Annotated in this window: 19 protein-coding genes; 4 read left to right on the top strand and 15 right to left on the bottom strand. The window is 72.4% G+C overall.

The genetic code is table 11. The annotated features are described in order from the left end of the window. Positions 1 to 24 precede the first annotated feature (24 nt). Complete coding sequence (locus tag RAN62_RS36460) at positions 25 to 447, top strand: DUF6314 family protein (RefSeq protein WP_305789417.1); 423 nt, start codon at positions 25 to 27, stop codon at positions 445 to 447. Here RAN62_RS36460 and RAN62_RS36455 read toward each other — a convergent pair. From RAN62_RS36455 to RAN62_RS36435, 5 genes are read right to left on the bottom strand one after another with little or no spacing between them, the layout of a single operon-like run. Further along, positions 425 to 1,741, bottom strand: coding sequence for a DUF58 domain-containing protein (locus RAN62_RS36455; protein WP_305789416.1), 1,317 nt, complete (start codon positions 1,739 to 1,741; stop codon positions 425 to 427). The genes RAN62_RS36460 and RAN62_RS36455 overlap by 23 nt on opposite strands. 7 nt (positions 1,742 to 1,748) lie before the next feature. Further along, positions 1,749 to 2,714, bottom strand: a complete 966-nt coding sequence (locus tag RAN62_RS36450; RefSeq protein ID WP_305789415.1) for an AAA family ATPase — start codon at positions 2,712 to 2,714, stop codon at positions 1,749 to 1,751. After that, positions 2,711 to 3,994 (bottom strand): DUF4350 domain-containing protein, encoded by a 1,284-nt coding sequence (locus RAN62_RS36445; RefSeq protein ID WP_305789414.1) that lies wholly within the window; start codon positions 3,992 to 3,994, stop codon positions 2,711 to 2,713. The genes RAN62_RS36450 and RAN62_RS36445 overlap by 4 nt, the downstream gene beginning before the upstream one ends. Then, positions 3,991 to 4,557: a DUF4129 domain-containing protein gene (locus RAN62_RS36440; protein ID WP_305789413.1), complete on the bottom strand. Its 567-nt coding sequence runs from the start codon at positions 4,555 to 4,557 to the stop codon at positions 3,991 to 3,993. Before RAN62_RS36440 ends, RAN62_RS36445 begins: the two co-directional genes overlap by 4 nt. Beyond that, positions 4,554 to 5,381, bottom strand: coding sequence for a hypothetical protein (locus RAN62_RS36435; protein ID WP_305789412.1), 828 nt, complete (start codon positions 5,379 to 5,381; stop codon positions 4,554 to 4,556). The genes RAN62_RS36440 and RAN62_RS36435 overlap by 4 nt, the downstream gene beginning before the upstream one ends. Before the next feature lie 165 nt (positions 5,382 to 5,546). Here RAN62_RS36435 and RAN62_RS36430 point away from each other — a divergent pair, with 165 nt between their 5' ends. After that, a complete protein-coding gene (locus tag RAN62_RS36430; protein WP_305789411.1) occupies positions 5,547 to 7,337 on the top strand; it encodes a bifunctional metallophosphatase/5'-nucleotidase in 1,791 nt (596 codons plus the stop codon). 46 nt (positions 7,338 to 7,383) lie between these two features. On the opposite strand, the gene RAN62_RS36425 is transcribed toward RAN62_RS36430, so the two are convergent. The 5 genes from RAN62_RS36425 to RAN62_RS36405 all read right to left on the bottom strand — a co-directional run bounded on the left by RAN62_RS36425 (position 7,384) and on the right by RAN62_RS36405 (position 13,368). Continuing rightward, a complete protein-coding gene (locus tag RAN62_RS36425) occupies positions 7,384 to 8,202 on the bottom strand; it encodes a hypothetical protein (protein ID WP_305789410.1) in 819 nt (272 codons plus the stop codon). Between the two features lie 122 nt (positions 8,203 to 8,324). Next, complete coding sequence (locus tag RAN62_RS36420; protein ID WP_305789409.1) at positions 8,325 to 9,851, bottom strand: signal peptidase I; 1,527 nt, start codon at positions 9,849 to 9,851, stop codon at positions 8,325 to 8,327. Beyond that, positions 9,848 to 10,489 carry a hypothetical protein gene (locus tag RAN62_RS36415; protein WP_305789408.1) on the bottom strand — a complete coding sequence of 214 codons (642 nt, stop codon included), beginning with the start codon at positions 10,487 to 10,489 and terminating at the stop codon, positions 9,848 to 9,850. The genes RAN62_RS36420 and RAN62_RS36415 overlap by 4 nt, the downstream gene beginning before the upstream one ends. A 440-nt stretch (positions 10,490 to 10,929) precedes the next feature. After that, positions 10,930 to 12,516, bottom strand: a complete 1,587-nt coding sequence (locus RAN62_RS36410; RefSeq protein WP_305789407.1) for a serine/threonine-protein kinase — start codon at positions 12,514 to 12,516, stop codon at positions 10,930 to 10,932. A 288-nt stretch (positions 12,517 to 12,804) separates the two neighbouring features. Continuing rightward, positions 12,805 to 13,368, bottom strand: a complete 564-nt coding sequence (locus tag RAN62_RS36405; RefSeq protein WP_305789406.1) for a hypothetical protein — start codon at positions 13,366 to 13,368, stop codon at positions 12,805 to 12,807. A 662-nt stretch (positions 13,369 to 14,030) separates the two neighbouring features. Between RAN62_RS36405 and RAN62_RS36400 the strand changes: the two genes are divergently transcribed. Further along, positions 14,031 to 14,399, top strand: coding sequence for an STAS domain-containing protein (locus tag RAN62_RS36400; protein ID WP_305789405.1), 369 nt, complete (start codon positions 14,031 to 14,033; stop codon positions 14,397 to 14,399). A 384-nt stretch (positions 14,400 to 14,783) separates the two neighbouring features. Here RAN62_RS36400 and surE read toward each other — a convergent pair whose 3' ends face one another. From surE to RAN62_RS36375, 5 genes are read right to left on the bottom strand one after another with little or no spacing between them, the layout of a single operon-like run. Then, complete coding sequence (surE, locus tag RAN62_RS36395) at positions 14,784 to 15,626, bottom strand: 5'/3'-nucleotidase SurE (protein ID WP_305789404.1); 843 nt, start codon at positions 15,624 to 15,626, stop codon at positions 14,784 to 14,786. Next, positions 15,623 to 16,561, bottom strand: coding sequence for a 1-phosphofructokinase family hexose kinase (locus RAN62_RS36390; protein WP_305789403.1), 939 nt, complete (start codon positions 16,559 to 16,561; stop codon positions 15,623 to 15,625). The genes surE and RAN62_RS36390 overlap by 4 nt, the downstream gene beginning before the upstream one ends. 41 nt (positions 16,562 to 16,602) lie before the next feature. Continuing rightward, positions 16,603 to 17,619, bottom strand: a complete 1,017-nt coding sequence (locus RAN62_RS36385; RefSeq protein WP_305789402.1) for a methyltransferase — start codon at positions 17,617 to 17,619, stop codon at positions 16,603 to 16,605. Positions 17,620 to 17,634: 15 nt separating this feature from the next. Then, a complete protein-coding gene (locus RAN62_RS36380; RefSeq protein WP_305789401.1) occupies positions 17,635 to 17,940 on the bottom strand; it encodes a hypothetical protein in 306 nt (101 codons plus the stop codon). A gap of 41 nt (positions 17,941 to 17,981) precedes the next feature. Further along, positions 17,982 to 18,899 (bottom strand): cation diffusion facilitator family transporter, encoded by a 918-nt coding sequence (locus RAN62_RS36375; protein WP_305789400.1) that lies wholly within the window; start codon positions 18,897 to 18,899, stop codon positions 17,982 to 17,984. Between the two features lie 436 nt (positions 18,900 to 19,335). Here RAN62_RS36375 and RAN62_RS36370 point away from each other — a divergent pair, with 436 nt between their 5' ends. Beyond that, on the top strand, positions 19,336 to 20,157 hold the full coding sequence (locus RAN62_RS36370; RefSeq protein WP_305789399.1) for an SMP-30/gluconolactonase/LRE family protein: 822 nt from the start codon (positions 19,336 to 19,338) through the stop codon (positions 20,155 to 20,157). Positions 20,158 to 20,171: the final 14 nt, after the last annotated feature.

Below are 20,171 nucleotides of genomic sequence, written 5' to 3'. Positions count from 1 at the left end.
GGAAGCTATCAAGCTCTCGAACCGATGCGCTTCCTCCGCGGTGACTGGTCAGTACGCCGCTTGATCACCGATCGCCGCGCCGGCCTGGACGGCATCTTCACGGGTAAAGCGACATTTCGCCCGGAGGACGACAAGACGCTGGCCTATGCCGAGGAGGGTGAGTTGCGTTATGGCGCCCACCGGGGGCCCGCCACCCGTCGGCTGACCTATCGAGCGGACGGGGACATGCTGGACGTCCGATTCGCCGACGGCAGGCCCTTCTATCGGCTCGACCTGCGCGACGCCACCTGGGACGCCGAGCACCCGTGCGGCGAGGACCTCTACACCGTCGCCGGGCGGATCACCGGCCCCGACGAGTTCACCGAGCTCTGGCACGCGGGCGGCCCGGCCAAGGACTACGACCTGGCGACGACCTACACGCGGGTCACAGCCGGCCCGCGGCCTTGAGCGTCAGGTAGGCGTCGGAGACCTTGGAGGCGAAGCTCTCCCGGGGCTCGTCGACCACAATCACGCCCTGCTGCTCGAGGAGCGCCTTGACCCGCCCGCGCTCGGCCAGCGCCAGCTCGGCCGCCGCGGCGAGGTGCACGTCGTCCGCGGTGGCACCCGAGGGCAGAGACGCCAACTGCTCGGTCTCCGGGTCCCGGACGCTGGCGAGCACCACGCGGTGCCGGGTGACCAGGCGCGGCAGCATCGGCAGCAGCCCCTCGACGATCGGCGCCGCGTCGAGCGCCGAGAAGATGACCACCAGCGCCCGCTTGTGCCCCCGGCGCAGCAGATCGTTGGCCGCGAGGCTGAAGTCCGTCTCCACCAGGGCCGGCTCCAGCGCGGCCAGCGAGGCGATCAGCCGGGGCAGCTTGGTGCGGTGCCCGCCGCCCTCGACCCGGGCGCGCACGGCGGCGTCGAGGGCGAGCAGGTCCACCCGGTCGTCGGCCTTGGCGGCCAGCACGGTCAGGAGCAGGGCGGCGTCGATCGCGGCGTCCAGCCGGGGCTCGTCGCCGATCCGCGCGGCCGACGTGCGGCCGGTGTCGAGCAGGCACACCACGCGCCGGTCGCGCTCGGGGCGCCAGGTGCGGACCATCACATCGTGCGTACGCGCGGAAGCCCGCCAGTCGATCGACCGGACGTCGTCCCCGACCACGTACTCCCGCAGCGCGTCGAACTCGGTGCCCTGACCGCGGCCCCGGGTCACCACGGCGCCGTCGAAGACACGCAGGCGGGCCAGCTTCTCGGGCAGGAGCCGCCGCGACGGGAACCGGGGGAGCACCCGCAGCGTCCACGCCGGCGTCATCTGCTCGTCCCAGCGCTGCCGTCGTTGGCGATAGGCCAGCCCCAGGGGCCCGTACGAGCGCATCGTCACCCGGACCGCGGGACGGTCGCCGTGGCGTACCGGCGTCAGTATGGTCTTGATCGTCTGCTCTTCCCCGGCGAGCAGGCCGAGCCGGTGCTCGGTCAGGTCGGCGCCCGCCGACGGCACCCACCGGTCGCGCAGGCGCAGCCACATCGGCCGGCCGGCGGTGTTCGTCACCGTCAGCGTCGTGGTGGCCGTGCCGCCGAGCCAGACCGTCTCGTCGCCGTCCCGGCGCAACCGCACGGCGGTCAGCGGCGCCGCGACCGCGAGATCGATCAGCGCGGCGCCACCGGCCAGCACCACGACCGCGGCGACCAGCAGCCAGGGGGAGGGCAGCAGGGCGGGCAGCGGGACGCCCGCCGCCAGCACCAGCGCGAAGCGCCTCGTGACCACGGCCGGCTCAGCGGGGCGCGGGCACGGCACCGAGCACGGAGCGCAGCACCTCGTCGGTGGAGACGCCGTCCAGTTCGGCCTCCGCGCGCAGCCGGACCCGGTGGCGCAGCACGGGGATCGCGAACGCCTTGACGTCGTCCGGGATCACGTACTCGCGGCCACTGAGCCAGGCGCGGGCCTTCGCCACGGCGAGCAGGGCGGTCGTGCCGCGCGGGGAGGCGCCCAGCTCCAACGCCGGGGCGACGCGGGTGGCGCGGGCCAGGTCGACGATGTACTCGAGGACCGGCTCGGCGACGGCCACGCGGCGCACGGCCTCGCGCCCCGCGACCAGGTCGGCGGCCGACGCGACCGGGCCCACCCCGGCGGCCTTGAGGTCGCGCGGGTCGAAGCCGAGGTGGTGGGCGCGGAGGACGCCGAGCTCCTCGGCCCGCTCGGGCAGCGGGACGGTCAGCTTGAGCAGGAACCGGTCCAGCTGGGCCTCCGGCAGGGGGTACGTGCCCTCGTACTCCACGGGGTTCTGCGTGGCGACCACGATGAAGGGCTCCGGCAGCCGCCGGGTCTCGCCGTCGGTGCTGACCGTGCGCTCCTCCATGGCCTCCAGCAGCGCGGCCTGCGTCTTCGGCGGGGTGCGGTTGATCTCGTCGCCGAGCAGCAGGTTGGTGAAAAGCGGCCCGGCCCGGAAGTTGAACGCCCCGGTCCGCGCGTCGTAGATCTGCGAGCCGGTCACGTCGCCGGGCATGAGGTCGGGAGTGAACTGGACCCGCTTGGTGTCCACGTCCAGCGCCGTCGCCAGCGCGCGCACCAGCAGGGTCTTGGCCACGCCGGGTACGCCCTCGAGCAGCACGTGCCCGCCGCACAGCAGCGCGATCACGACCCCGCCGACCACCGCGTCCTGCCCGACGACCGCCTTGCCGACCTCCGTCCGCAGGCGTCCGAGCGCCTCGCGGGCCTCGCCGGATACGGAAGACGTCACGTCACATTCCCCTCGTCCAGTTGCCTTGCCCCGGTCACCGTGCGGACCAGGTGCTGCACCTCGGTCGCCGCGCGGGCCAGCTCCTCGTCACTGTCCTCCGCGCCCCCGCCGAGCACGTGGCGCGCCTCGTCCTCCGGCCGGCCGGTCACCGCGGCGACCCGGGCCGCGAGCACGTCCACGGACGTGTCCGCCGGCAGACCGAAATGCCGGATCAGCCGGGTACGCGCGGCGGCCTGCACCGTCCCGAGCGACGTCGACCGCGCCCGCGCCCGGCGATAGAGGCCACCCAGCCCGCGTACGGTCTCCGCCGCGCGAACCTGCGCGGGCAGCGGCTCCGCCACGGGGGCGCCCAGCCGCCGGGCCGACGCGGCGGCCAGCGCGATCGCGGCCAGTGCCAGCAGCGCGAGCGTCGCCCACAGCGCGGGCGGGAAGCCGTCCCGCAGCGGGTTCGGCGCCCCCTCCTCGCCTCCGGCCTGGGGCGCCGGCTGCTCCCCGGGACCCGGCGGCGCCGGCTGACCGTTGTCGTCCCACGGGTCCGGGCCGGCCGGCTCGTCGTCCGGGATGGTCTCCTGCGGCTCCGGCTCGTCCTCGGTGGGCGCCGGCGGGGGCGGCTCGGGCTTCTCGCGCTCGTGCAGGTCGAGCCAGATCAGCCGGTCGGCCCGGGCGAGCAGGGCCAGGGCCAGCTCGGCGTTGCCGTGCTCGTCCGTGCGGTCGTTGCGGAACGGGTCCGCCGCCCCGACCAGGGTCAGCCCGCCGAACTCGACCACGCCGCCGGTGTAGCAGCTGACGGGCGAGTACCCGGCGGCGTCGTAGCGGAGCCGGGCGGCCGCGGCCGGGCCGGCCTGCGCGAAGTCGGCGGTGCAGCCCGGGGCGGGCGCGGCGGCCGTCCAGCGGGGACCGTCGACCCCGACGGTCAGCCCGGCGTCGTCGAGCTGATCGCCGTCCGGGGCGACCAGGACGACGCGTACGCGGGACGGCAGTTGAGTCAGCTCGGTCAAGGTGTCCGGGTTCACGAGGCCCGGCGTGGTGACGAAGATCGTCGCCGGCGCCCGGCCGACCGCCTCCACGGCGTCGCGGCTGCTGGTCCGCACGTCCACGGACACGCCGAGCCGGGTCAGCCCGTCGGCGAGGCGGCGGGCGCCGTCCCCGGCGTCGCTGGTGGGAGAGAGGAACGACGCGTCCGTGGGGTCGGGCTGCTGCACGGCGTGTGCGATCACGGTGGTTGTCACCAGCGCGGCGACCAGCGCGAACGGGATGAGGGCGCGGTACCGGCGCTTCACCGGGCGTCTCCCGTCATCCGCCGGCGGACCTCGCCGGTGAGCGTGCGCATGTGGTCGTCGTGCTCGCGGGAGGCGCGCCGGTCGCCGTACCAGATCTCGGAGAAGACCTCGGTCGCGTCGGTGAGCGGGGCGGCCACGGCCGGGCGCTGCTCGGCGACCGTCGTCGAGACCTCGGCGACGGTGGTGCCGGGGAGGGGGGCGACGACGCCGGCGACGGTGAGGTCGCCGACCACGTCGCGGAGGCGCTGGCGGATGGCTTCCGCGTAGCGGCCCTCGGCGGCGAGGCGGTCGGCGAGGAGGCGGCCGTCGGGGAGGACGACGCTGGGCTCGAACGCGGAGTCCTTGGTCTGCTTGCTTTCCGGGGGCGTTCTATCCCTTTTTCGCTTCCGGCGTCTTGTGGATCGCGGCAGCTGCACTCGGGGAAGCCGGCGTGGCACCCAGGCCGGATACCAGTACCAGAGCGCCGCGACCAGGCCCGCCCCGGCGAGCAGGAGCAGCAGGACCACCCCGGGCGCGACGTGGTCGAAGACGCCCGCCGCGAACTCGTCCCAGCCCCGGGTCACGGCGCCCACACCAGGGCGGTCGCCTCGTCCTCGCCCCGGCTGCGGGCCCGGCTGATCGCGATGTCCAGCCCCTCGGTCCGGATCCGGGTCTCCAGCAGCAGCACGGCGTCGACACAGCCCAGGGCCGCGTACGCGACGGTGTCGGCGAACCACCACGCCAGCGGCGCGAGCCACGGCACCCAGTCCGGCCGGCTGCCCGTGACCGCGTCGAGGGCGGTGACCCAGCCGGCGCCCAGCACGAGACGGACGGCGGCCCACAGCCCGTACGCGATCATCCGCGTCCACATCCCACGCAGCTGGTCGCGGCCCGCCAGCCGCACGGCGCGCACGAAGTTCGGCCCGGCCCGGTCGATGACGATGACGCCGCTGACCAGCCCGAGCAGCCCCGCTGCGAACACCCAAGGCACCAGCCCGCAGAACGCCGCCACCGCACACACGACCCCGAGCACGACCGCCGCCGCCAGCGTGGGCAGCGGGCGCATCCGCCGCCACAACTCGCGCGCCGGCACCTGCCGCCCGAGCAGCGCGGGCCCCGCGACGGCCGCCGCCAGCGCACCGACCACGCAGATGATGAACGCCTCGAACCCGAAGCCGGCCGAGAACACGACCCACCAGGCCCCGAACTGCCCGCGCGCCGGCCCGTACCAGGGTGCGGTGGCGCCCACGGACTCCCGCAGCGGCCGCAGCACCGCCTGCTCGACGCCCGCCAGCACCCCGGCGAGCAGCAGCAACGGCACCGCCCGGGCCCGCAGCACCGTCATCGCGGCGTCCAGCACCTCACCGAGCGTCATCGGACGCAGCGGCAGATCGGGCTGCGCAGACATGGCGGCGATATTAGGCGATGCCCGTCACCTCCCGGACACGGCACGGCCTCGTCGGTCGCGTCACGTTCACCCGCGCGGCCTCGCCCATCGATGAATTCGCAGCTATCGTGCCCCGGAGGTGGCCCACGAGGCGACCTCGCGATACTTCCGTCGAAAGGCTCCACCATGACTTTCCCCGCGGGCGTCTCCCGGCGTGGCGTGATCGCCGCGGCCGCCGCCGGTGCTGCGGCCCCCGTTCTGTTCTCGGGCGGCGCCGAGGCTTCTCTCAAGCACGGGTCTTCTCCCCGGACTTACGACCTCACGGTGCTCGGGACCTCGGACACGCACGGCAACGTCTACAACTGGGACTACTACAAGGACCTGGAGTTCGACGACAGCGCGCACAACGACGTCGGCGTGGCGAAGCTGGCGGCGCTGGTCAACCGGATCCGGGCCGAGCGCAAGGGCAAGGCCACGCTGGTCCTCGACGCCGGCGACACGATCCAGGGGACGCCGCTCGCTACCTACTACGCCAAACAGGAACCGATCACCACGACCGGTGAGCGGCACCCGATGGCGCGGGCGATGAACGTGCTGAACTATGACGCCATCACGCTCGGCAACCACGAGTTCAACTACGGGCTGCCGCTGCTGAACCTGTGGATCCGCCAGCTCGGCTTTCCGGCCCTGGCCGCGAACGCGCTCAGTGCGAAGACGGGGCGGCCGGCCTTCACGCCGTACGTGATCAAGAAGGTCTCGCTCGGGAAGGGCGCACCGACGCTGCGGGTCGGCATCCTGGGGCTCACGAACCCGGGTGTGGCCATCTGGGACAAGGGCAACGTCGAGGGCAAGCTGACCTTCGCGGACATGGTGAAGACCGCCGCGAAGTGGGTGCCGGTCATGCGGGCGCGCGGCGCCGACCTCGTGCTGATCTCGGCGCACGGCGGCGACAGCGGCGTGAGCAGCTACGGGTCCGAGGTGCCGAACGAGAACCCGAGCGCGCTGATCGCCGAGGAGGTGCCCGGGATCGACGCGATCCTCTTCGGGCACGCGCACAACGAGGTCGCGCAGCGCTTCGTGACCAACAAGAAGACCGGCGCGCAGGTGCTGCTCTCCGAGCCGTCGAAGTGGGGGCAGCGGCTCACGCGGATGGACTTCACGCTGGTCCGCTCGCACAACCGGTGGACGATCATCGGCAAGAAGTCGGCGACGCTGAACACCAACACCGTGACCGAGGACCCGCGGGTGCTCGCCGCGGTCAAGGCGCAGCACACCAAGACGGTGAGCTACATCAACCAGGTCGTCGCCACCTCGACCAAGGAGCTGTCCGCCGCGGAGTCGCGGTACAAGGACACGCCGATCCTGGACTACATCAACAAGGTGCAGACCGACACGGTGACCGCGGCGCTGGCCGGTACTTCGTACGCGGCCCTGCCCGTGCTGTCGATCGCGGCGCCGTTCAGCCGGACGGCCGTATTCCCCCAGGGTGACGTCAAGATCAAGGACGTCGCCGGGCTCTACATCTACGACAACACGCTCGAGGCGGTCGTGCTGACGGGCGCGGAGGTGCGGGCGTACCTGGAGTACTCGGCGAAGTACTTCGTGACGCTGCCGGTGGGGGCGACGCCGGACCCGGCGACGATCAGCGACCCGACGGTGCCGGACTACAACTACGACGTGTTCTCCGGGGTCGACTACGACATCGACATCAGCCGGCCGGTCGGGTCCCGGATCACGCGGCTCGAGCTGGCCGGCGCGCCGGTCGCCGATGACGCGCAGTTCGTGGTCGCGGTCAACAACTACCGGCGGAGCGGCGGCGGCGCGTTCCCCGGGATCGTGAAGACGCAGGTCTACAACGCGCAGCAGGAGATCCGGCAGCTGCTGATCGACTGGGCGCAGGCGAAGGGGGAGATCAACCCCGCCGACTTCTTCGAGCCGAACTGGCGGCTCGTCCGCGAGGGTGTGCCGGTCTTCTGACGACGCCATCGTGCCCGGTCCCCTCGTCGGGGGCCGGGCACGTTGCTCACCTGGTCTGCTGCGGGGTCCACGTGGCGTCGGGGTTGGCGGTGATCGTGAGCTGGCCCTTCTCGCCGTTCTTGAGGGTCAGCTGGCACAGGTAGTCGCGGGTGCCGTCGGTGTTCTTGTCGCCCGCCGCCTGGCAGTCCGCCGCCGTGGCGGTGATGTTGGCCTTGGCCAGCTGGCCGTCGCTGATCACGTTGTGCTCGAGGACCGAGACCTTGTGCGCCTCGATGGCGCCGTCGACGGCCGGCGTCACGACGGTCAGGGCGATGACGCCCCAGACGAACCAGGCACCGACGAGCGTGACGGCGAACGCGATCCAGTACGGCGTCGATCGGTTGCCGCCGCGGCGGGCGCGGTCGGCGCGGCGGCGGGCCGAGATGGCACCGAACACCCCGAAAAAGAAGGTGAACGCGGCTACGGGCCAGAGCCGGGGGGCTTCGGCGCGAGCGGCGGTGCGGATCTCCTCGGGGTACGGGACCAGCAGGCCGCCGACCTGCGGGGCGGGCGGGGTGGCCGGGTAGTTCACCGGCGCTTGCTGCGGCGCCTCGTACGGGGCCGGGGCCGGGGCCGCGGTGGCCCAGGGCGGGGCGGTCGGGTACATGCTCGGCTGCTGCGGGTAGGCCGGCTGCTGGTGCTCGTAGCCGTACTGCTGCTGGCCGCCGTAGTACTGCTGCTCGTGGGCGCCGTAGTAGGGCTGCTGCTCCTCGGGGGAGTGCGCGGCGGGCGCCTGCTGCCAGGTCGCCGGGGGATACTGGGCGTGCCCCGCGGCGAACTGCGGGTACTCCGCGCCCCCGGAGTGATGTGAAGTCTGCGTCGTCATGCGGGGAGACCCTTTCCGGTAGCGGCTCGGGTGCAACTCCGGCCTGATCCCCGCATCGGCCCGCCCCCGGGCTTCATGAGCGGCCCTCCGGCGGCTTGAGCCAATCCGGAACCGCCCCATATCTACTGCTTAGCCAGCGCGTAGAACTGGGCGATCTGGGCGGCGCTCAAGGCGCTGTCCCAGACGGCGACCTCGTCCACCGAGCCCGACAGGCCCGTGGACGCGTTGTTCTCCGAGACCTGCAGCGGCGTGGCCGGCAGGGCGGCGAGCGTGCCCGTGGCGGCCAGCTTCCCCGTCTCCACGCCGTCGATGTAGATCCGGATGAACGACCCGTCGTACACGCCCACCACGAAGTGCCAGCCCAGGTCGGCCGGCCAGGCGCCGCGCGTCTCGTAGCGGGTGCCGCCGGCGTCCACGAGGAAGCGCATGTCCGCGCCGCCCTTGTCACTGCTCCACGAGAGGAGATAGTTGAGCCGGCCGGTCTGCGCCTCGCCCTTGAACACCAGGCGCCAGTTGGTGCTGGCCTTCGCGTTGGTCCAGGCCGCGACGCTCACCGGGCCACTGATCGCGTACGCGGCGTTGGTGATCGACCCGTACGAGGGGCCTGTCCCGTTCTTGAACGTCGTCGCCTTGTCCGGGTCGACGGTGAGCGCCCCGGCGGCTCCGACGGTCGGGGTGTTGTAGAGCGCGAGCGCGTTCCGGCCCATCTCGTCGGCGACGGCCGCGGTGCTGGTGCCGCCCATGCGCCAGTAGGAGACGGGCAGGCTCTTCTTCACCGCCGCGGTGTAGAAGTAGCTCGACTTCCAGGTGTTGGTCTGGGTCGGGCTCTTCGCCGTGAAGGCGGCCGCGGTGTCCCGCAGCGCCGAGCCGACCGCCAGCAGGACGACGGCGGTGACGACCATCGCTCGTCGCCCGGGGCCGGCGGTGCGCGGTTTGCGCTGCGGTGCGTTCCAGCGGGCGGCTGCTCGGGGCCGGGCGGCGGTCTTGTCGCTGGCCTTTTCTTCGGCCGGCTCTCGTTGGCTGTTGCCGTTGCCGGTCGGGCCGGCGGGGTCGTCGCTGGTTGACTTGGGGCGGTTTCCGCCGGTCGGCTTGGGACGGTTTCCGCCGGCCGGCTTGGGGCGGTCTCCGCCGGTCGGCTTGGGGCGGTTTCCGCTGGTTGGCTTGGGGCGGTTTCCGCTGGTTGGCTTGCGCCGGCGGAGCAGGAAGAACGCGATCAGCGCCAGACCGGCGGCGGCCGGCAGGACGCGGCCGGCGTGGAGGCGGACCAGACCGGCGAGCGGGACCACGACGCGCCCGGAGCCGATCAGCTCGTCCGCCGTGACCAGGCGCGAGTCGGCCTGCGGGTTGGCGTCGCCCCGGGTGCGGAAGCGGCCGTCGGGCAGCCGCTCGACCACGCGGTGCGTGACCGGCTCGTGCCCCGCGGCGGCCGGCGCGATGACGACGACGGACCCGACCAGGTGGTCCGGGTCGATCTCGGGCGAGGCCACCACGACGTCGCCCGGCCGGACCAGGGGCGCCATCGAGCCCGAGGTCACCGTGTAGGCCTGCCAGCCCCACGCCAGCGGCAGCGCCGTCCACGCGGCGAGGCTCAGCACTGTGGTGACGGCCATGACGACGAGCGCCCGGCCGAGGACGCCCGGCCAGGTCACGACGCCTGGGCCTCCCAGTTGAAGACCGCGGCGGCGGTGCCGTTCTGCGCGGCGGCGACGTTCTGGACGGTGACGCTGAACTTGTACGTGACGGTCTGGTTGAGGGTCGCGTTCCAGGTGCCCAGGCCGTTGCCGAACGAGTTGCTCCCGCTCCCGAAGGAGGCCACGGTCCCGCCGCTGAAGACGGTGGCGGCCGGGGTGAAATTGGTGCAGTCGTTGGCCGTACCGGTGCCGCTCTCGATCTTGAGGTCGAGATAGCCCGCGAGGGCGCCCGAGACGCCCGTCGCGTAAAGCTTGACCTGCGCGGGCGAGTTGCCGGTGTACTTGACCGCGATGCACTTGGTGACGGTCTGACCGCCGAGCAGCAGGCTGTCGTTGGCCTGGCTGAACACGGCACTCGCCGACACGGCACCGTCGTTGCTCAGCGCCGCGCCGCCTGTCGTCCACGTGTTCTGCTGCGTCGCCGTGGTGCCGCTCAGCACGGCCTGGGTCGTCCGTACCACCATGGTCGAGGTGAGGGCGCAGCCGAGAAGAACACCGAGAGTAGTCGCCACATGGGACCTGCTGACCTGCATGCCGCTCTCCTGCCTGGTCGGATCCGAGCTACGCCGTACGCGGATCGGCAGGTCATCGAGCATCCTGAGAGGAGATTCCCCGCCCGCTCAGGCTGCAGTGGCCCCCATCACACTCAATACGGTGAGTGACCACGGGGCGTATACGGGTCCCTGACAAGGAGTAGTCAGGTAGCGACCGCCACCCGGCGCGGCGACGCTTGGTCGCCGGCAAGGCCCACCACGAGATCGCCCTCGGAGGCTGCGCTGCTCGTCAGCCGCGGCGTCATGCCCGACCATGCGTCGGCCGGGGCTTGGGGGCGGCAGTCTCCGGCGGTCTCGAGCGGTCTCGAGCGGTCTCCGCGGTGAAGCGGCACCGAGCGTCGACGCCTGTGCCGCTGCGGAGGGTGCCGCCACTCGCCCGCCGCCTGTGCCGCCGGGGGTCAGACGCCTGTGTCCCCGCTCGTGCCGCCGGGGGTCAGACGCCTGCGCCGCCGCCGGGAGGGCTGCCGCTCGTGCGCCGGGCGTCAGCCGAGGATGCCGCCGCCGACGGTGCCGCCGCCGGTGCCCGTGTCGTCCGTGCCCTCGGTCTCGGTCGGCTCGGTCGTCGGGTCGTCGTCCGGCGGGGTGCTGGGCGTGTCGTCCGGCGGCGTGGTGGTCGGCGTCGCGGAGGTCGGCTTGGTCGTGGGCGGCGGGCTGCTCGTCTTGGAGGGCGACGGCGAGGACGACTTGCTGGGCCGGGTGGTGGTCGGCCGCACGGGGACGTCGGCCGGCCGCTCCGGCTCCTCGGTCTGCTCCTCGGTGGTCTCCGTCGGCTCGACCGACTCCTGGACCGTCTCGGACTCGTCGGGAACCACGACGGCGCCCGGATTTTGCTGTTTGGTCTCGCCCGCGTCGCCGGAGGTGGTGTAGATCGCGATGCCGAGCCCGCCGGCCAGCAGGAAGAGGGCGATCACCGTGATCAGGACGGCGAGCTGGCCCTTGGTCTGCTTGGCGGGCCGGGGCGGCAGCGGGGGCGGCGCCGCCTCGAGCAGGTTGCGCTGGGCGGGGGCCGTGCGGTTGGGCGCGGCCGGGCTCATCGGGCGGGTCAGGGCCGTGCCCGTCATCGAGCCCTCGCCCATGTAGGCGCCGTGCAGCGACTGCGGGCCGAGCCGGGAGTTGCTCGCGCCGGGGCTGCCGAGGCGGGAGCCGGTGGCCGGGCCCATGAGCGAGGTGCCGGTCGTGGCCGGGCGGACCAGGGCCGTGCGGGTCATGGAGGTGCCGGACTGGTTGCGCCAGTCGAGGGTGCCGGCGGCGGCGAGGGCGGCCTCGGCGAACTCGGCGGCGCTCGGGTAGCGGTCGGCCGGATTCTTGGCCATCGCGCGGCTGATCAGCTCGCGGACGGCCGGCGGGGCCAGGGTCTCGGGCAGCGGCTCGGGCTCGTCCTCGAGGTGGCGCAGCGCCACCTGGAGCGCGTTGTCGCCGTCGAAGGGCGGCACGCCCGCGATGCAGTGATAGGCGACCGCGCCCAGGGCATAGACGTCGGTGGCCGGGCTGACCGTGCCCTTGGCGACCTGCTCGGGCGCCATGTAGAGCGCGGTGCCGACGATCGCGTTGAGCCCCGTCACGCTGGTGACCGCGGCCGAGCGGGCCACGCCGAAGTCGACGAGGATCACCGTGCCGTTGGGCTTGACGATGAGGTTGCCCGGCTTGACGTCGCGGTGGACCGTGCCGTTCTCGTGGGCGGCGTGCAGGGCGTCGGCGGCCTGGGCGACGATGGACATGGTCTCGGCGACGGCGAGACGGCCCTGGTCCTTGAGGCGGGCGGAGAGCGGCTCGCCCTCCACGTAGGCCATGACCAGATAGGCGCAGCGGTCCTCGTCCTCGGCGTCGCCCGCGCTGTAGTCGTAGACCTCGACCACGCCGGGGTGCCGGAAGGCGGCCATCATCCGGGCCTCGCCGTAGAACCGGGCCGCGAACTCGGGGTCGGTGAGCATCGCCGTGCGCAGCACCTTGACGGCGATCGTCCGGCCGAGCACCACATCGGTGCCCTTCCACACGTCGCCCATGCCACCGGTGGCGATGTTCTCGTCCAACCGGTAGCGGTTGTCCAGGAGACTTCCCGAACTGAGCACCAGCGGACCTATCTACTCGACTGACCCGACATGACCGTGGCCCGCCCTACCTTTCGAGCCGCGCCCCACAGTACAGAGTCCACGCCCCGACGGCGAGGTCGGCAGGTTGCGGAAAGAGCACGCCGGAGCGGATCGGCTACCCCGCCCGGGCGACCTCCGAACATCACGCAGGTGACACGCACTCACCCGGGTCCGGCGCGTGGCGTGTGTCACCCGTACGCGTACGAAAAGATCGTGGCCGCCGGGCGGCAAAGGGCTCCGTCCGGCGGCCACGATCGGGCCGGTTCGTCAGCTGTCGTACGTCGGCGTGACGACGATGGCCGTCTCCGCCAGCTCCAGCTCCTCGTTCTCGGCGCGGCGTTCCGCGGCGGCCCGGGCGGTCGCGGCGGCGGTCCAGCCGACGACCACGCCGATCAGCGTCGCGCCCGCGATCAGGCCCCACGGCAGGCCGGGCTTGCGGCCGGCCAGCGCGTTGGCGGCCCGGTTGGCGCGCGCCCAGGCCTCGTCGGTCACGGCGCCGACCCGGGTGCCCGCCTTGTCGGCGAGCTGCTGGCCGCGCTTCGACGCGACGCCCGCGAGCCGGTTGCTCTGCTTCGCCGCGACGCCGGCGAGCCGGTTGCTCTGCTTGGTGGCCCGCCCGGCGAGCTTGTATCCCCGCTTCGAGGCCTGGCCGGCCAGCTTCTGCGAGGTGGCGGAGACCTTGCCGGCGACCTCCGAGGCCTTGCCCCCGGCGAACCCGGCGGTCCGGTCGGCGGCGTCCTTGGCGGTCGCGCCGGTCGCTGCCATGGCCGCGGACAGGTACTCCCACGCCTCGGCGGCGGTGCGCTCGGCCGTGCTCCTGCGAGAGAACATCGTCCTCGTCCCTCCTCCGATCGCCGCTGCGGGCGCTCGACTGCATGTGCCAGGTGTCTGCCCACCTGCGCAAAATCGCAAACTTCCCGCGGGTACGCCGCCGCGGGGCCCCGCGTCCCATCATGGCGTAACCGCGTCGGCTCGTAGCGTGATCGCCGTGCCTTCCCGCGCACGGGTCCGGGCGGCGCCCTCCCGCACGGGTCCTGAGCCGTCCTTCCGCGGGGCCGCAGGCGTGCCTTCCGCGCGGCCGCAGGCGTGCTTTCCGCCGGGCCGCAGGCGTGGTTTTTCGCGCGGAAGGCTCAGCCGTAAGGGCGGGTGATCCGATCCTGAAGGGTGGTTCGACCGGGCTTCGCGGGATGCGCACCGATCCGGGCATAGGCTCGCCGGGCCGCGACGCTGTGGCGCAGGCCTCGGTGTCGGGTGTCCGTCGGATGCGGACGCCCCGCGAATGGTAAACCGGTGGACGTCACTGGGTACTCTTGTCGCGGTTCACACGTGGCACACAGCCACCTGCCAGTTTCAAGCACTAGTGTCCGGGTGGTTCACCGGACCCGACGGGGGTAGTCAACGCCGCCCCCGGCGAGGAAGGTGTCGCAGTCAGGCACCGCCCTCGTACCAAGGAGAAGACGCCCGGGACCTCCCGGGTGGGTGGAGGTAAAGGCGTGACGCTGTCGATAACGACGTCGACCAGGTCCCCTGGAGTGATCGAGGTCTCACCCGCGGGTGAGATCGACGTCGAGAACGCATACGAGATCAAGGACGCCGTGGCCGAGCAGCTCGCGGCGGGCACGCCCGAGCGCATCGAGCTCGACATGCACGGGGTCAGCTTCATCGACTCCGTGGGCATCTCGGCCCTCGTGGCCGCCTTCCAGCTCGCCAGCGTGAGCGGGGTCAAGCTGGTCGTCACCCGGCCCAGCCGCTTCGCCCACCGCCAGCTGTGGGTGACGGGCCTCCTGGGCCTCTTCGGCGCCCCGGAGCCGTGCACCGACTGCGGCGACCCGGCGCACCGCTCGCTGGTCGCCGGCTCGTAACTCCGGACCGCGCCCCGCTCACCCGGGGCGCACCCGATCGGCTCCCCGGGCGGCGCTCACCGCGTCGCCCGGCTCAGCCGTAGCCACGCTCGTCCCGATCTCGCGCGCCCCGCCGTCACTCGGGCGTCGCCTGGCTTGGCCCTGGCCACGCTTGTCTCCATCCCCGCGCACGCCTCGGCGCCACTCGCGCGTCGCCCGGCCCGCCGCGGTCTTCCGGTGCCTCGCGCACGCCTGGCCCTTCGTAACCTTTCGCTCGCCCGCCGTCACTCGGGCTCCCGGCTCGGCGTGATTTGCTCTGCCGACACGTGTTCGGCGCCGTCGTCCAGCTGCTGCGGGCCCACGGCTTCCTGGGCGACCGCAGACTCCCGCCCAGCCGCTCGGGCCTCAGATCGCGGGCGTCTGGACGACGATCGTCTCCAGGTTGAAGTGCACGTCCGTCGCCTCGCCCGGCGCCCGGATCGGCGTCACCACCGCGTAGCCTTCCGCCAGCGCCGCCAGGTCCGTACCCGGCTCGAGCGGTTCGTCCGCCGCCTGGACAGCTGTGCGCACGAAGCCCTCGCCCGCCTCGGCGATGCTCATCTGCACCTGGCCGAAGCGCGCCAGCGACGCCCGCCGCAAGCCCCGGATCCCGTCGACGTGCAGGTCGGGGACGTTGACGTTGAGGACCGTACCCGTGGGGGTGTGGGTGAGGGTGGGCAGCAGCTTGACCGCCAGGTCGGCCGCGCTGGTCCAGTGGCGCTTCTCGTCGTCCTGCTGGTCAAGGTCGGCGATGGCTTGGCCGCCGCTGGCCGCGGTGCCGTTGGCGGGGGAGAGGACGTCCAGCGAGACCGCCATCCCGTGCAGCCCGGCGTGCGACGCCGTCATCGTGGCGCCGACTGTGCCCGAGTGGATCACGGCCGCGCCGGCGTTGGCGCCCCGGTTGATGCCGGACAGGACGATGTCGGGCGCCGGGCCGAAGGCGTCCCGCAGGGCGAGCAGCACGATGAACGCCGGGGAGGCCGCCACCGCGTACGCGGGCACGTTCTTGACCCCCGGCAGCTCGCGCGTCTCCACCACGATCTTGCCGTTGCGCTCGACCGCGGTCATGGCGGCGCTGGTGCCGCTGGCCTCGGTGAGCGGGGCCGCGACCACCACGTCGAAGCCCTGCCGGGCCACCGCGCGGGCCAGCCATCTGATCCCCGGGGCGTCGATGCCGTCGTCGTTGGTGATCAGAATGCGTGGGGTCATGCGAGCACCTTCGCGTCGACGGGAGTCAGGCGCACCCGCTCGGTGAGCACCTGGACGGCGTCGATGCGGCCCGTCCCGAGTCCGTGGCGGGTGACGTTGAGGGCACCGGCGGCGGCCCCCGTACGGACAGCGTCACACAGCGTTCCGCCCTGCGCCAGCACGGCCGCCACTCCCGCGGTCATCGAATCACCCGCCCCGCGCGACTCGGCGGCGATCATGCGGGGCATGTCGACCTCGTACACGGTGTCCTCGATCAGCGCGAGCGCCCCCTCGTCGGCCCGCGACACCAGCGCCATCTCGGCGCCGTCGGCGTGCAGCTTGTGCAGGGCCTCGGTGAGCGCCTCGGTCGAGCCGTCGCGGACCATGCCGTCACGGATCAGCTCCTCGTGGCTCACCTTGACAACCGCCGGACGGGCTTCGAGCGCCGCGGCCAGATGGTCGGCGGAGAGGTCGATGATCACCTTGCAGCCGTTGGCGCCCAGATCCGTGGCGAGCCTCCGGTAGACCTCCGCCGGCACCACCGACGGATGCGCCGGCCCGCTGAGCACGGCGATGCCCGCGCGCAGCCCCTCGGCGAGCGCCAGGCTGTACAACTCGTCCATCTCGTGCCGGGACAGCGGCTCGCCCGGGTCCTCGGCGAGCTCCTGGCGCTTGCCGGTGCGCCGATCGTGGACGTACCAGCCCGTACCGTGATCGCGTTTGATGGTCTTGAGGGTGACGCCGTGAAACTTGAGCAGCGGCTCCAGCACCCGCCCGACCTCGCCGCCCGCGGCCGCGCAGAGGGTCACCTGCGCACCGAGGAGCGTGATCATCCGGGCCTGCCAGACGCCTTGGCCGCCCGGATGCACGTGCAGCTCGGCCTTGTCGTGCTGCTGCTCGATGGTCACCGTGAGCTGGGGTGCCGGCACGAAGACCATGACCCCCTTGTTCCCCATGCCCCCAGTTTCCGGGCTTTTGCCCGCAACCGGGACAGATCTCAGTTTTTCGTGCCCAGGACGACCCCGTTCGCCCCCGGCGCATCGAAACGCACGGTTCGGATGCCGGTGAAACCCGCCGCCGCGAGCCACGACGAGTACTCCGCGTCCGAGTAGTTCCGCCCGCCCGTCGTCTCCACGAGCATGTTCATGCCCATGAGCGCGGCCGGCGCGGGGCCCGTACGCTCCGCGTTGAGCAGCAGCTCCGAGATGATCACGAGCCCGCCGGGCGGCAGGGCCGCGTACGCCTTGGCCAGCAGTTCCTGGTTCCGCACCGCGTCCCAGTCGTGCAGGATCATGCTGAAGAGCACCACGTCGTGCCCGCCGGGCAGCGCCGGATCGGCGAGGAAGTCCCCCGCGACGGTCGTGATCCGGTCGCTCAGCCCGGCCGCCGCGATCTTCCCGTCGGCTATTTCGCACACATGGGCGAGATCCAGGACGGTCGCCGCCAGCTGGTCGAAGCGCCCGCACAGACTGATCGGGTACGCCCCGGAGCCCCCACCCACGTCCAGCAGCCGCCGGTACGAGCTCAGGTCCACAGCCTCGCCGAGCGCCTGCGCCGTGAAGCTCGACGTCGAGTACATCGCCTCCCAGAACGTCGCGAGCAGCTGCGGGTCCGCCGTGGTGAACATCGACTCCTGCGTCGCGGGATCCCACGTCAGGGGCCGATCGGTGCGCAGCGCCTCGCCGACGCGATGCCACGGCAGATAGGTGCGCTGATCGCAGTACGCGACCTGGCCGCCGAAGTAGTACGGCCGGCCGCGTACCAGGAACTCCTCGGCCAGCGCCGTGTTGCGGTAGCCGTCGCCCGCGCGCTCGAGCAGTCCGAGCGCGGCGCAGGCCGTGAACAGCAGGTCGGCGGGGCGTTCGGGCAGCCCGAGCTCGGCCTTCGCGTCGGCGACCGTGAGGGTGCGGCCGCCGGCGAGCCGCGAGAAGAGGTCCAGCTCCACCGCGGCGGCGAACGTCTTGAAGCTCCAGAAACCGGTCACAAGGTCCATGAGGGGCGTGGGCGTCAGCATGCCCACGATCATGGCCTAAACGGTTGTCGTCAGCTCCTGCACGGTGGGGATGAGATCGGGCCGATTGCGCAACAGCTCGTCCAGCCGCACCCGCCACCGGCTCGCCTCGATGTCGGTGGTGAAGCGGTCGTCGTCGCTGCTCTCGATGGACGCCACCTGCAGGCGCTGCCGGGTGTTGGCCAGCTCGCCGTAGAGGTCGCTGCCCAGCCGCTTGAGCACCTGGCCGGCGAAGGTCTCGTAGTCCGGGCCGTTGGCCGCCCGGACGAACGCCCGCGCGCCGTCCCAGACCACGCGGGGCTGGTGGATGACCGACTGATTCATGCCCCCAGCGTAGGGAGCTTATGGGCGCGGGTCCGGCGTTTTCACCAGCCCACGGCCTCGCACGACTTCGTGCCCGCGCCGGCCGGCTCGACCTGCAGCGTGGCGTGGTCGATGTGGAAGTCCTCGTGCAGCGCCTCGCGGGCCTCGCTCAGCACCGTCCCGAGCTCGGCGGCGGGCTCGAGGCTGAGGTGCGCGCTGGCGACGTCCATGCCGGAGGTGAGCGTCCAGACGTGCAGGTCGTGCACGTCGCACACCCCGGGCACCCGGGCGAGCCGGTCACGCACCGACGCCATGTCGAGATGCTCGGGCGCGGCCTGCACGAGGATCCGGACGGCCGACCGGCCCAGCGCGAACGTCCGCGGCAGGATCATCAGGGCCACGATCACGGCGACGATCGGATCCGCGTACGACCAGCCGGTCACCGCGATCACGCCGGCCGCCACGATCACGCCGGCCGACCCGAGCAGGTCACCGACCACTTCGAGGTAGGCGCCGCGTACGTTGATGCTCTCCTGCGCCCCCTCCCGCAGCAGCGCGAACGCGATCACATTGATCACAAGCCCGCCGACCGCGACGACCAGCATCCAGCCGGCCGGAACCTCGGGCGGGTGCGAGAAACGGCGAACGGCCTCGATCAGGACATAAACCGCAACACCGGTCAGGAGTACGGCGTTCGCCAGCGCGGCCAGCACCTCGAGCCGATAGAGCCCGAACGTCCGCTGCGAGTCCGTGGCGGCCCGCCCCGCCGCATGGATCGCGGCCAGCGCCATGGCAATGCCCAGCACATCGGTGAACATGTGCCCCGCGTCGGAGAGAAGCGCCAGCGACCCGGTGGCGAACGCGGCAATCGCCTCCACCACCATGAACGCGGCCAGCAGCCCCGCGGCCCACCACAGCCGAGCCCGATGCTTGGCCCCGGCCCGCAGCGCCTGACCTCCATGGTCGTGGCCCGCTCCCATGCGCTGTCACCTTCCGTGCCGTTGTGCTGCTCGGTTGCTCTGTGTGGCGTCGCCATGACCCAGCCCCCGCCCTCCCTGGGGGAGCCCCCGCTAGTCATTGTGGCGGGGGAAGGTGGGTCCGTGCGGGCGCCGCTGTGGATAACTCGTGGTTGTGGACAACCCTGGTCCGTCTGCCAATATATGTTCACATTGCTATGTGTGCAATCTGAACCCGCCGGGGCGGGGCGGGGTATGCACTTGTCGACAACCCGACTCCGCCTGGAGGGATCCACCCTTGTCCAGACGCACTCTCGCGATTGTTGCCCTGACTGCACTCGCTGTCACGGGCGCCGCACCTTCCGCTTCTGCGGCGCCGATTCGAGCCGCCGGTCACGGAGCCACGGCCGGCCACGAAAGCGCCGGCCAAGGAAGTGCCGCCCGGCGGCACTGGCCCACGGTGCTGCAGCTGCCCGACAACTTCCAGCCCGAGGGCATCGCCATCGGCAAGCAGCCCTACGCCTACTTCGGCTCCCGGGCCGACGGCGACATCTTCCGCGTCGACCTGCGGACCGGCCGCGGGCGCGTGCTGACCGAAGGCCCCGGCACCCCGTCGCTCGGCCTCAAGGTCGACGACCGGGGCCGGCTCTTCGTCTCCGGGGGCAGCGGCGGCAACGCCCGGGTCCTCGACGCGCGCAGCGGCAGGCTTCTCAAGTCCTACACCCTGCAGACCGTGCCGTCGTTCATCAACGACGTGATCCTGACCGGCGGCGCCGCCTGGTACACCGACTCCACCAACCCGGTGCTGTTCAAGCTGCCGCTGGGCCAGCACGGCAAGCTGCCCGCCGCGGCGGTGCGGGTGCCGCTGACCGGCGACATCGCCTACGCCACCGGGAACAACGCCAACGGCATCACGGCCACCCCGGACGGGCGCGGGCTGATCCTGGTGCAGTCGAACACCGGCAAGCTGTTCAGGACCACGTACGCGGGCGGCACCACCGAGATCGACCTCGGCGGTGAGTCGGTGCCGAACGGCGACGGGCTGTTGCTGCGCGGCTCGACCCTCTACGTCGTGCAGAACCGGCTCAACGTGATCGCGAAGGTCGACCTGAACTGGCGGGCCACCCGGGGCACGGTCGTCAGCCGCACGTCGAGCCCGGCCTTCGACGTGCCGTCGACGGTCGCCGCCTATGGCAACCGGCTCTATCTGCCCAACGCCCGGTTCACGACGACGCCCACCCCGGAGACGGAGTACACGGCCGTCGCCGTCAAGCGGCCCTAGCAGCAACCACTCAC

The organism is Symbioplanes lichenis, assembly GCF_030709675.1.
GTDB lineage: Bacteria > Actinomycetota > Actinomycetes > Mycobacteriales > Micromonosporaceae > Actinoplanes > Actinoplanes lichenis.
Note: the sequence above shows the minus strand (reverse complement) of the source record. Positions and strands in the feature narration are given on the sequence as shown.

What these genes read in the sequence shown, in the direction of transcription:
- RAN62_RS36415 (WP_305789408.1), bottom strand. Translation starts at nt 10,489, where the DNA reads ATGCTCGATGACCTGCCGATCCGCGTACGGCGTAGCTCGGATCCGACC.
- RAN62_RS36385 (WP_305789402.1), bottom strand. Translation starts at nt 17,619, where the DNA reads ATGCTGACGCCCACGCCCCTCATGGACCTTGTGACCGGTTTCTGGAGC.
- RAN62_RS36460 (WP_305789417.1), top strand. Translation starts at nt 25, where the DNA reads ATGCGCTTCCTCCGCGGTGACTGGTCAGTACGCCGCTTGATCACCGAT.
- RAN62_RS36380 (WP_305789401.1), bottom strand. Translation starts at nt 17,940, where the DNA reads ATGAATCAGTCGGTCATCCACCAGCCCCGCGTGGTCTGGGACGGCGCG.
- RAN62_RS36390 (WP_305789403.1), bottom strand. Translation starts at nt 16,561, where the DNA reads ATGGGGAACAAGGGGGTCATGGTCTTCGTGCCGGCACCCCAGCTCACG.
- RAN62_RS36430 (WP_305789411.1), top strand. Translation starts at nt 5,547, where the DNA reads ATGACTTTCCCCGCGGGCGTCTCCCGGCGTGGCGTGATCGCCGCGGCC.
- RAN62_RS36405 (WP_305789406.1), bottom strand. Translation starts at nt 13,368, where the DNA reads ATGTTCTCTCGCAGGAGCACGGCCGAGCGCACCGCCGCCGAGGCGTGG.
- RAN62_RS36375 (WP_305789400.1), bottom strand. Translation starts at nt 18,899, where the DNA reads ATGGGAGCGGGCCACGACCATGGAGGTCAGGCGCTGCGGGCCGGGGCC.
- RAN62_RS36425 (WP_305789410.1), bottom strand. Translation starts at nt 8,202, where the DNA reads ATGACGACGCAGACTTCACATCACTCCGGGGGCGCGGAGTACCCGCAG.
- surE (WP_305789404.1), bottom strand. Translation starts at nt 15,626, where the DNA reads ATGACCCCACGCATTCTGATCACCAACGACGACGGCATCGACGCCCCG.
- RAN62_RS36435 (WP_305789412.1), bottom strand. Translation starts at nt 5,381, where the DNA reads ATGTCTGCGCAGCCCGATCTGCCGCTGCGTCCGATGACGCTCGGTGAG.